Annotated in this window: 4 protein-coding genes; 1 reads left to right on the top strand and 3 read right to left on the bottom strand. The window is 44.7% G+C overall.

Features of this window, described 5'->3' with window-relative positions; translation table 11 throughout:
• Position 1 precedes the first annotated feature (1 nt).
• The gene (locus BMY11_RS12875) at positions 2-1,411 is read left to right on the top strand and encodes a sugar phosphate nucleotidyltransferase (protein WP_090576257.1); all 1,410 of its coding nucleotides are present in this window, start codon (positions 2-4) and stop codon (positions 1,409-1,411) included.
• Between the two features lie 156 nt (positions 1,412-1,567).
• Here BMY11_RS12875 and BMY11_RS12870 read toward each other — a convergent pair whose 3' ends face one another.
• The 3 genes from BMY11_RS12870 to BMY11_RS12860 all read right to left on the bottom strand — a co-directional run bounded on the left by BMY11_RS12870 (position 1,568) and on the right by BMY11_RS12860 (position 12,324).
• Positions 1,568-9,481 (bottom strand): S-layer homology domain-containing protein, encoded by a 7,914-nt coding sequence (locus BMY11_RS12870; RefSeq protein ID WP_090576254.1) that lies wholly within the window; start codon positions 9,479-9,481, stop codon positions 1,568-1,570.
• 346 nt (positions 9,482-9,827) lie between these two features.
• Positions 9,828-11,594, bottom strand: a complete 1,767-nt coding sequence (locus tag BMY11_RS12865; RefSeq protein WP_090576251.1) for a sensor histidine kinase — start codon at positions 11,592-11,594, stop codon at positions 9,828-9,830.
• Complete coding sequence (locus BMY11_RS12860) at positions 11,587-12,324, bottom strand: response regulator transcription factor (RefSeq protein ID WP_090576248.1); 738 nt, start codon at positions 12,322-12,324, stop codon at positions 11,587-11,589. Before BMY11_RS12860 ends, BMY11_RS12865 begins: the two co-directional genes overlap by 8 nt.
• Positions 12,325-12,475 lie beyond the last annotated feature (151 nt).

Raw genomic sequence — 12,475 nt, 5'->3', positions numbered from 1 at the left:
CATGAAAACAGCAGTTATTCTGGCAGCCGGACTCGGCACCAAGATGTGGCCATTTGCTGATATTCGGCCGAAGGCGATGATTCCTGTTGGTACCAAGCCGCTTATTGCGCATCAGGTGGAGTCACTGCAGGAGCTTGGTTTTACGAAAATGATTATTGTCGGCGGGAAGCTGCATGGGCAGATTCGTAATTATTTCCGTGAGAACGGGCTCCGTTCGGGCGCAAAGAACGGCGTAGAGATTACCGTATTGGCTGACGAGAAGGCGCAAGGAACGGCGCTCTCGCTAGCTGCTGCTCGTACAGCAGTAGGCAGTGATGAGGATTTCCTGGTGTTGTACGGTGATACGCTTGTTGACCGAGCAGATATTGAGCAGCTGATTGCTTCGTTTGATCGGAGGACGGAGCGTGAGCTTGCAGCTGCGCTTGTTAATCCGCTGCAGGAAGAATCCTCTTCGGATTGGATTTGCTGCAAGCTTGAGAGTGGCTACGTCTCGCATATTGTAGGACATCCGCGCGGTGATTACTTGCATCGGTTCTGCGCATTTGCCTTCAGTTCTGAATTCTGGTCTTATGCAAGCAGCAACTCCGGCTTGTTTACAAGCGTGCAGGTGGGGATGATGCCGCCTCTGGAAGCGCATCTTGAGATGTCTCTGCTGGATTGTATGAATGACGGCTATGCGGTTCGGGCGGTTGAGACGACAGGTGACTTTATAGATTTGGACAAGCCGTGGCATATTTTGCTCGCCAATGAGCTTGTTGCGCGCAGCTCGTGCGCCAAGCTAACGGATAATGTCCTGGCCGAGGGTGCGTCCATTGATCCAAGCGCATCCATCGATGGTTTTGTGCAGCTTGGAGCTGGCAGCCGAATCGGCCGTAATGTCATAATTGAAGGCAACATCATTGTCGGAGACAGAACGATCATTGAGAATGGCGCGATTCTGAAGGGCAACCATATCATTGGCAATGATACGTACATTGGAAACTACTGTTTCCTATCCGAAGGCACAACTGTCGGTGATCACTGCGTGATCAATCACTGCGCGGAGCTGGAGGGAGTCATATTTGACACCGTGTATTTGTACCACTACATGGAGTTCTACGGCGTTATCGGTACGTCCACGGATCTTGGAGCAGCTACTGTATGCGGAACGCTGCGGTTTGATGACGGCAGAACGTCGCATCGGATCAAAGGGCGCAAGGAGACACCAAGCGAGCACAGCAACGCCATCTACTTGGGCGACTTTGTTCGCACAGGTGTCAATGCGATTCTCATGCCGGGCGTCAAGGTCGGCGTGTACAGTGTCGTTGGTTCGGGCGTCATCCTGGAGGAGGATGTACCCAATCGAACTCTGCTGTATGTGAAACAGGATCTTGTCCGCAAGGAGTGGGGGCCGTCGAAGTACGGCTGGTAAACGAGGGATAGGGGCAAGTAGAAGAAGGCGCTGGCCGGCTGCGGTCAGCGCCTTCTTGCGTATTCCCTGACATCAAACAAAATACCCTTAGTCCGATGACACGGACTAAGGGTATTAGCTCTTTCACTTGATCAATCGTCTACTCCAGATTGCTACTTACGGAGTAGGTACAGTAGGTTCTCCCTGTACATGAAGCACAAATGTGATTACATGACTATCTGTTTCAAACATTGGCTCGTCATTTAATGTCATGTCACTGTAAGTTACAGTAGCAATTACATCAAACGGAGTAGTAGTAAGATACGTTACATTGCCATCAGCATCAACTGTACCATCAGTAGGTGAGCTGGAAGAGTATTCAACTTTAGCCCATACATTACCGTCGGTATTCTTAGCTGGATTAGCGAATGCATTCGTCAACCAAGTAGGAAGCGCGAAGTTAGCAAGAGTCACTTTAGTCAAGTCTGTTGCAGGTAGTTCTGCATTAGGATCTTCGACAGTAATCGTATATGTGACCGTACGCGGAGCAGCTGCGCCGCCGTCTGCGGTCCATGCCGTTACAGTAGCAGTACCAGCTTTTCTAGCTGTAACAACGGATCCATACAACTTGCCGTCAAAGTTCGTCGTGGACTGGCCAGTACGCAGGTCAACGACTTGGTAAGCAGAAGTTGAATCATCCCAAGCATCTGTACTCCAAGAGATGTTCTTGATATAAGAGTTCTCTTGTCCTGTAACAGATAGATCAAGCTGCTCCCCGACTTTCAAAGTAAGCGATTGAGTCAGGTTGGAAGGAATCGAAATATCGCCTGTAACTCTGCTCGAAACAGATGTAATCGAGTTGCCCAAAGAGCTGATGAGCGCTTTGTTAGTCGGATCCACCGAGAGCCAGTAAGGAAGTGAAATTCCAGTTGGTGCTTCCATACTGTAATCGCCGCGAGAAGTATTTGGATTTAGCCAGTTCGTATTGTACTTGGCCGTTTTAACTTCATCACGTGGCAGCAGTTGATCATAGTCATCAGAAGGCAGTTCGTTCGTCAAATCGGTTCTGCCCGCATTGCTAACAGAGACGTTAAGGAAATTACTTGGCATACGGTGCATTTGCCAATCAGCGCCTGCAAGGTCTACTTGATTGCCGGCTACATCAACACCAAGCGCTTTCAGTTGACCAAGGCTCATCGCATAGAAGTAAGATAGGAACGGGTTATTCGTTCTCTTCTCGTTGTACCACCATTGATTAAGACCTTTCAGATATTCTTGCTTCAATGCAGGCGTTGTGTTTGCATTCGCAGAAGAGATAAGACCTGCAAATCCAAGCGCCGCCATTTCCTCATCAGAGTAGTTCAAGTAATCCTCAAATGTATTGCCGTCTTCTCCGATTCCGTTACCGTTGTGCTCGGAGATACCAAAGTATCTGTTATGGTATTGCGAAGCAACATCAGCAATCGTGTTCGAATTTCTAACTTTCGGGAATCTTGCTTTGTATAGACTTGGGGTAGTCAGAACATTAAACTCATCCAAGTAGTCAATAATGCCGATTTTAGCCGTTTTGTAACCATCAGCAGCGCCAGTGTACAACGGAATACTGGAATCAGCTACAAAGTTCTGACCTTGTTGCAGCATCGTCAAGTCAAGGATTGCGCCTAGCGATGCGTCTTCATAATCAGAAAGTCCCCAAGCATTGACATTGCCATCCATGTACTCTGGGTTATAGTAGGACCATCTGGTAGGTGTTGAAGGTACATTCAATCCATTACCGGAAGCTGCATATCCAGCAGAGTATTTAGCGCCAGGAGTACCGTTCAGATCTTTTCTATACTCTGGCAGCAATGGAACAACAGGATTGCCATTCTTTTGCTGAGGAGCTATGCCTACAAAATAGTAGTTGTTAATAATAATATGGTTTGTAACGTTCGTAATTGCTGTTTTCGCAAGAGAAGCCAGCTCTGGATCTACTTCCTTGAATGTTTTGTAAGCCATGTCCAAGAAGTAGAGGTGACCGATCATCTCATCTGTGGAAGTCGTATCTTTGTAGAAGATATGCTTGCCAGCAATGTCGAATTTGTCAGCCAGTCGCTGTGGAACCGGTACTGTTGCATAAGCCTTTAGAGAATTGTAGTCATAAGTGTTAGCGTTAAATGCACTAACATCATATGGCTTAGCATAGTTAACTTCAGTCCCATTAATGTCCTCGGTTGTACCGCTTGCGATCTCCATCCATCTTTCTTTGTCGTTCAACTTGGTAGCCAAGTAACCTGTATTAGCATATTGAGCATCGTCAAATGCATAGTAGGAACGAGCGACAAATCCGTCTGGTGCAGGTTTTGCTGTGACCTTCAGTGTAAAGGTTCCGTCAGCATTCAGGTAAACCGGTTTACCCTCATCAGTGCCGTCAGGGTTAGCACCTAACAGATCATAGATAGCTGTATTATTTACGTTTGAAGCCGCAGGAACTTTAAGCTGTCGTTGAGAAACGAATGACAGCAGCAAGTCCGATTCGACCGAACGAGTTGCCGATGCTAGAGCATCTTTTGTACGAGCATCATTAGCGCCATAAGTAGCTTTCATGTAGTTATAGCGATAGAGTTCGCCAGCCCCGTACATCGTCGTCCATAGCCCATCGTTGTCAGTACTACCCAAGGAGCGAGCGATGTCAGATTGATCTTTCGTACCATTGACAGCCGCATACATATCTTCTTTGGAGTCAAAGCGAGCTGTGCCTGATTGGAAGCCCAATCTGTCATTTACGTTTCTTCCAACCTCATCCAATAGCAGTGTCTTAGCCATCAGCGACATTTCTTTTCTAACGATATGAGTCGCACCGCCAGAAGCGCCTTGAATCCATAGTCCACCATTATCGTCCGACATGATGGAAGTGATCAAGTCTGCCGTCTGCGGACTTGTTGCAGGGATGTATCTAGTGCCTTGCAGATATTGAATTTCGTCAAGAGTATTACTCGCGTTAGGATCATACAGCGTAACGGATTTCTTGTCAGAAGCTAACATCCATTTTTCGCCATCTGGACCTTGGGCGTATCCGTCATAAGCTACAGAAGGCCAAGTTTTTCCGTCTGGAACTTCAACAGGATCCGTACTTAATGTAGCACTAGTGAAGTCTGGAATCTGATCATCATCTTCGTTGTAGTAGTAAACGATTTTTTCCAGGTTAGTCGCTAAACTATTATTTGTAACGTTCACTGTAGTAGTAACCGTTACGGCACCTTGCGTGCCTGTAATTATTGCTGTTCCTTCAGAAACACCAAGAACTTTACCAGCATAATTGCCAGGTTTGTTACCGATGGTATCCACATACGCAACATATGGATCAGAAGTTGTCCATTGGATAGGTTTAGCAAGATCCAAACCTACTGGATGCAAATGAGTGATGTCAGTGCTGGACAGGCTTATTGCAGCTGCAGTAGGAACAGGATAGACAAACGTCATAATATGGCTATCTTCTTCAAATCTAGCACCCAGATCATCATATGCATCTGGATTAGCTTCAGAAGCATTAACGGTTGTATCGGAATAGGCAACAGTTGCAATTGCATTGAAGCCTTTGCCAGTCTTAACCGTGATTGCACCTGTCGCAGGGTTAACTTCACCGTCTTCTGGAGAAGAGGAAGAATAGATAACACTTACAAACGGTTTACCCTCTTTGTTGAGATCCTGTCCAGCCATTACGTTCTTCAGCCAAGCCGGATAAGCAAAATTGTTTGCATTGAATGTTGTATCAGCCGCAACTTTGCCAGCATTAGGATCCACGACATTAATTGTATAGGTTAGTTTCTTCGGAGTTCTGAAGAATCCGTCGACAACATATGCAGTAACCGTAACTTTACCCGGTTTAAGACCTGTTGCATAAGCTCCATGATGTTCGTTCTCAATGCTAATGCCGGAAGCATCAACATTTCCGACTTCACCATAAACAGCTAAATCTCTGAGGTCAATAACTTGGTATTTGCTAGGATCAGCATTTACTGGAGCAGGTTTTCCATCGATATATCCCGCTTGATCCCAAGCATCTGTCAGCCAAGATACGCCTTTGATATAGCCGGTAGCTACAGCATCAATCTTCACAGAGTCACCAACATTAATGGTAAAGGTGTGAGTAGCTTCATCGTAGTTACCATTAGGGTTCTTAGCTGTAACACTTTCAGCAAGAGGATAAGTTAATGTATCTGTTCCATTGTTTACAGGTTGAGTAACAGCATCGCCTAGTGCAGATACATTAGCAGCATCTGTAGGATTCATCGTCAACCAATAAGGCATAGAAATAACCGTTGAAGATTCCATGCTTGGCGAGAAACCAGAGTCAATTGTTCTTCTATCCTGCGTACCGAAGATGTTCGTGTTGTACTTCGACATCATCACTTCGTCACGAGGAATAAGTTGGTCAACCATCAAATCAGGTGTAACATGCGTTACATCGTTTCTGTTCGCAGAGAGGACATCCCAGTTCATGAAGTTGTTAGGGAGACGGGTCATCTGCCAAGTTGAGCCAGCAAGATCAACAGTTGGATCTCCAATGTCAATTCCTTTTTTATTCAATGCACCAAGAGATGCTGCATAGAAAGTAGTCATGAACGGATTTTTCTCTCTCTTCTCGTTATACCACCACTGATTCATGCCGGTTAGAATGTCCGCAGCATGATGATCATCTTTAGCATGAGTAGTTAAAGTATAGTAAGAAAGAGCAGCTTCTTCTTCGTCAGAGTAGTTCATATAAGCTTGATAAGAAACACCATTTCCACCCATTCCATCTCCGTTATGAGCTGAAATACCAAAGTATCTGGAGAGGTATTGCTTGCTCATATCAAGTAGAGAAGTAGAGAAAGGTGTATTCGGGTATCTTGTTTCGTAATCGTTATGAGCATTCGGGTCAGCTGGAACATCGCCGTTCATAACATTTAACTCGTTTGCATAATCAAGAGGCTTAGCAACCGTTACTTTTTGATTAGCAAGAGCAGCTCGTTCAGCCTCTGTGTAATCGCCCATATCTTTGGCAACGACAAGCATTTGCAGCGCAAGCGTCGCGTTCAGGGGGCCGTCCTCATAGTCATTTCTGCCCCACGCATTAGAAACGCCATCAAGGAATTCAGGGTTCAAATTCGCCCATTTCGTAGGAACGGAAGGATAATTCAACCCATTACCTTTTGATTTATATTCCACCGTGCTGTCAGGGTTGAAACGATCTTCTACAGGATTTTCACCTGTTACGCTTACTTGGTAGTAGTTGTTCAAAATCATCGCGTTGGTATGGTTGATCATGTCATTCTTGATAAGAGCAGCAAGCTCAGGGTCGCTGTCTTTGAATGCGCTATATGCGAGATCAAGTGTAAAGTAATGACCTACCAACTCATCCGTTGAAGTTGAAGCTTTGTAATAAACATTGCTGCTATCCAAGTTGCCTTCCGTTTTTCCGCCGTTCAGATCAGCAAAAACTTGAACAAGTCTGGAAGGAACAGAAACCGTGTCATATGCCTTTAATAATGCTGAATATGGCACATCTTTATGTTTTGCTCCTGGAGATGAATAGCTGACTGTTTTTCCGTTGATATCAGTAGTTGTTCCTGCTTTCTTCTGCAACCAAGCAGTATCGAAGCTCTTACTCTCAGCTGTAGTAGAACCATTGTTCTTACCATCAACCTTGTAGCTTCTAGCGAAGAAGCCGGCAGATGCAGGTTTGTTACCAGCAGCAGTTAACGTATAGTTACCTGTAGTAGAGTCAACATAAACTGGCTTTCCCTCATCTGCACCATTTGTTCTTGCACCCAATACCGTGTAGATGGAAGGGTCGTTTACATTGTCCTTGGAAGGTACTTTAAGCTGCATACCAGAGATATAACCAAGAGTAACGATGGATTCGATAGCCCGAGTAGCAGACGCTTTCGCATCTTGGGTTCTAGCGTCATCATCTCCATACGTTTTCTTCATATAGTTGTATCTCCAGATTTCACCGGAAGCGTACATCGTTGTCCAGAGACCGTCATTGTCTGTATCACCGATAGAGGCACCAGCACCTTTATCTGCGTTCATCACTGCTTTAAGCATATCGCCTGGAGTTTTGAAGTTTACAGAACCAGATTGAAAGCCGAAGCGATCAGCAAAGTTTCTGGAGATTTCTTCTTGAACCAATGATTTGGCCATCAAAGACATAGGCTTACGAACAATGTGAGTCGCATTACCAGTAGAACCTAAGATCCAAAGTCCATTATTGCCGTCGGGCATAATGTTTGTAATCACTTCTTTGGCGTTGATGGATTGACCGTCATCACCTGTTTGTGGAATATATCTTCCACCTTGGAGGTACTGAATTTGGTCAGCTTCATCTAAGTTAGGGTCGTATAACGTTACAGCATCAGATACGATGCCAGTCGTTACAGGATGTGAGTCTGTACCTAATTTCACTTTATCAGTTGACTTAATTAAAGTGTCTTTCGATACTAACCACTGTACACCTTCTCCACCATCAACATAACCAACGTAGTTTTTAGATGGGAAAGTTTTACCCTCAGGAGCGGCAGGGATATTCGTTGTATTCCATGCTGTTGAACTTAGATCAGCAGGAATATTCGAATCGCCTGCATTGTAATAGTAAACGATCTTTTCTAAATGTGTATCTTGGATAGAATCATCAACCGTAACACTAGCCTTAATAGTGGTATTACCTTGAACACCTGTAATAATAGCTGTTCCAGCTGTAACACCTAGCACTTTACCGGCGTAATTCCCTTTGCTGTTACCGATGGTATCCACGTAAGCAACATACGGATCAGAGGTTGTCCACTGGATCGGTTTCGATAAATTAATTCCTGTAGGACTTATGCGAGTGATCTCTGTGCTGTTCAAGTCGATTGATAAATTAATGACTTTGGTAGTGTTTCCTGATTCACCAGTACCGCCTGTACCACCAGTACCAACAGTACCACCTGGATTTCCAGTATCACCCGGGTTACCAGTGTTTCCGCCAGTAGTTGTACTGTCCACAGTTTCACCAGCAACAGTAGCAGTAACGCCAGTTGCAACTGTAACATGAGCCGGCTGCTGTTCTACTGTAACGCCACCTGATTTGATGTTTGCCGTTTCGATACTGCCAGCACCAGTTACGCTTGCAGGTTTGTTTAGTGTAAGCGTGTTAAGAGAAGAATCAGCGTCAACATTGAGCGTTGTTGGATGCTGTACATCCGCCGCTACATTCGTTGTACCGGTAATCGAGGAAGCGACTAGCTTGACCTCTTTTATACCGACAAGGCTGACATCACCAGTTACTTTGGTATGATCAAAAACAACAGGTGTTGTTGATGCATCATCAGTTACATACACATCACCAGTGATTGTAAGATCTTTTACAATAGCGCCAGGGAAAGCGATGGTTACGTTTCCAACAATAGGTGAAGCAAGCTTATCAAGCTCTTCTTGCGATCTAACTAAGTTGCCCATAACGCGGTCCGTCATAACGAACGATTCAGCACGAGTAATGTTAGCTTGAGGATCAAACTCACCATTGCCTCTTCCGGTCAGGAATCCTTTGGAAGCTAGCGCAGAAACAGCGTCTGTTGCCCAACTTGCGATCTCGGAGGAATCAGAGAAGTTTGTGTTCGTTGAACCCGTAACGACTTGGAATCCTCTTGAAATCAGTGTAGCCGCTTCTTGACGAGTAATAGGTGCTTTAGGATTCGCATTGTTGTTCGCGTCGCCGTTTAGCAATCCGGCCGCAGAAGCTTTCTGAAGCTCTTCATAATACCAATCGTCTGGACTCGCGTCAGTAAACGTCTTTGCACCTTCAGTGCTTTGAAGATTGAATACGCGATTCAGAATCGTAATAAACTCCGCACGAGTGATATCTTCGTTTGGATTCAGATGACCATTCGCGTCGCCTTGCAGTAAGCCAGTAGATGACCATTTCTGCAACTCTTTCGCTGCCCAGTGCGTCGAGACATCTTCTTTAGGTGCTCCGTTCGTAGCAACATTCGGAGCAGGACTAGCAGCAAATGCCGTGCTTGATAATAGCATGCTGCCAATAGCGATTGAAGAAATAACTTTAGAAGCTTTTTTTGTTTTTTTCGACATTCTTAAGTAGCTCCTTTTGTTGGGTTCTGGTGTTTCATTCTGAAATTGAAGCGTTTACAATTTTGAAGCTCGTAGTGAAAGGACGCCCCCTTATCTTCATTAAATCTTGGTCCTAAGCTTCATTATGAGTAACTCTTGAGGTCGTTTATAGTTAGTTCATTTCACAAAATCAATCATTAACTGGCGCATTATTTATTGAAATAATTGCAGATTGTCTTTATCAATCATTATTTGTTTTCAACAATCATTTTTGTGTCAATAATATGTACGTTGCTAAGGCATAGCAAAGGGCAGCCGGTTTACCGGCTGCCCTTTGCATTAACCTATATCTAACCATTTTTCATGTCTATTTCACAGGGAAGGTCAGAGTAATGGAGGTCCCCCAGTCTTTCTTGCTGCGAATTGAAATCCCATATTGTTCACCATAAGTAATCTTGAGCCGTTTATGCGTGTTAAGCAGTCCGATATGTCGGCCGCCTTCGATCTCGGAAGTCATCTTAGCAATAACCTCCTGACGCTGCGCGTTCTCCATCCCTACACCGGTATCCGTTAGGGTCAGCCTAACGTGATCGCCTACCAATTCTGCTTTAATCCGGATTGTTATTTTACCGCTCTTCATCCGAACACCGTGATAAATACTGTTCTCAATAATCGGCTGCAAAATCAGCTTCATGACATTACAGTTTGCGACTGCTTCGTCGATTTGCCAGACCACATCGAACTTCTCTTTGTACCGGATATTCTGAATGTCCACATAACGCATGGTGTACTTCATCTCTTCATGCAGCGGCACGAAAGGGACGGAGCTGTCTAACGAATACCTCAGCACGCCGGAGAGGTTCTCAATCATTTCATTCGCTTCGTTGGGCTTTCCTGTATAGCTTGCAACCTTCCAGTAGATGGTTTCCAGCGTATTATATAAGAAATGTGGATTGAGCTGGGAATGAAGCGCAATATACTCCATCACTTGCAGCTTATATTTTCGCTCGGATAGCTGTACGGTCAGGAACTCGTTCTCGACAAATTTTTTCACGATATTCTCGGTAATATAGCCGTAAATATCGTCCTTCGCTCCGGGAACGACCTGTGGCAGCGGCGTGCCGCGTTCAGCTGCATGAAGGATGGAGACGACCGTATGAATCGTCTTGTAGTTCTTCCTAGACAAGGAATAAGCGAGAAAAAGCCCAATTAATGTGGATATAAACAGCAGTAATCCAGTCAGCATTCGCAGCTTGGAAGGAAGGGAATATAGGGCTGCTTTGGGAACGATCGATACGAATTTCCATCCCAATTGAGAAGACGACACCATATCGACCTTATAGGTGCGGCTGTCGAGCTTCATTTCCTCGGAGAGCATGTCTTTATTGGTAAAACCATTTTCCTTGAATATTTGCATGTAATTTAAATCCGAATTTTTGGCAATGGTATGGTTATGTTCATCCATCAGAAGAATGCTCTGACTGTTAATTGCGGGCAGATCATGCAGGAGTGATTCAATATACTCGGCTTTCACATTCATGACGACAACACCGCCGCCGCTTGCTATATTCAGTCTGTGGTAGATCGAGATGACTCGATTCTCGCCTTCCGGGACCCGCCTTTTCACAATGCGGTTCTCCGTCCACACTCGCTCGTCGGAATGATTCTTATACAGCTCGTACCATTCACGGTCATAAAACTTGTCCACCGTATTGAGGCCTGTTACCGAAGATAGGAATCGCTTGTCATCGTTATCGAAATAAATGTAGACGGAGTAGATGAAAGGGTTCGCATAAACGGTTGAATCGACGAAATTGCGGATAACCTTAAGCAGATCGAAGTTGTTGTCTGTGATCCGTCCTGTTTTTAAAATATCCTTCATCGTGACGACAAGTCCTGGATTTGCCGAGAAGTTCGTGCTGAGAGAGTCCATTTCGCGGAACGAAAGCTCAATATAGGATTTGGTCTGAGACAAGAGTGCCTTGTTATTGGTATCAATTTGATCTTGAATATAGAGCTTAATTAGAAAAGTAGAAAGAGATCCCAAGATCAGAAGCGGGATCAGCATCGGAATGAATAAGGTAATGAGATGGCGGAGCATGGAACGATGGACGGTTTTGAGTTTATTAAACATGGTTGCGGTAATCCCTTGGGCTTTTCCCGAAGACTCGTTTAAAGGAGCGGGTGAAATTATGCGGATTCGTATAGCCCAGCATTTCACTGATCTCATAGGTTTTATATATGGGGTTCGCCAGCAGCTCGGCAGCCTTCTGCATCTTGACTTGAATTACGTAATCCATGAAGGTTATACCGGTTTGTTGTCGGAACAGTTTGCTCGTATAGGAGTGGTTCAAATGCACATGAGCAGAAGCGCTCTCGAGCGTCACATTTGTATAGTTCGCATCAATAAACTTTTTTATAGCTGAAATATAACGGTTTTCTTGTTTCGAATCGGCTTCTTCAGCTCGCTGTTCGGATTTGCTGCGTTCTTTATCCAATTCGGCCTTTAAGCTCTGAAACACTTCAACCAGCTCTTTATATACAGTTGGTTTCACGAGATAATTTTTAACACTGTACGTCATGGCTTGCTTAGCATACTGAAAATCCATATATCCGCTTAGAAACACCAATTTGATCGCTGAATCATTTTCATGGAGTTCCTTGGCGAGCTCAAGCCCAGACATTAACGGCATCATAATGTCGCTTAGAATGACATCTACCTGCTTTTCTTTCAGTAGTTCCAAGGCCTGAAGTCCGTTCTCCGCTTCACATACAACTTCATAGCCAATCTCATTCCATGGGAAATAATTTTTCAAGCCGGTACGAATTTCTACTTCGTCATCGACAATCATTAAATTGTACATTGCGATGCCCCCTAATGCTTCTACATGCATGTGAAACTTGCTGACAGTATACAACATATCCTGTGTGATAAATAGAAACAAATGTCGGAAATAACTCAGACTGAATGAATGATGACAACTAAGGATAGATATACCAATACAATGATAGGAA

The organism is Paenibacillus sp. OV219 (genome assembly GCF_900110075.1).
Classification (GTDB): Bacteria; Bacillota; Bacilli; order Paenibacillales; family Paenibacillaceae; genus Paenibacillus_Z.
Note: the sequence above shows the minus strand (reverse complement) of the source record. Positions and strands in the feature narration are given on the sequence as shown.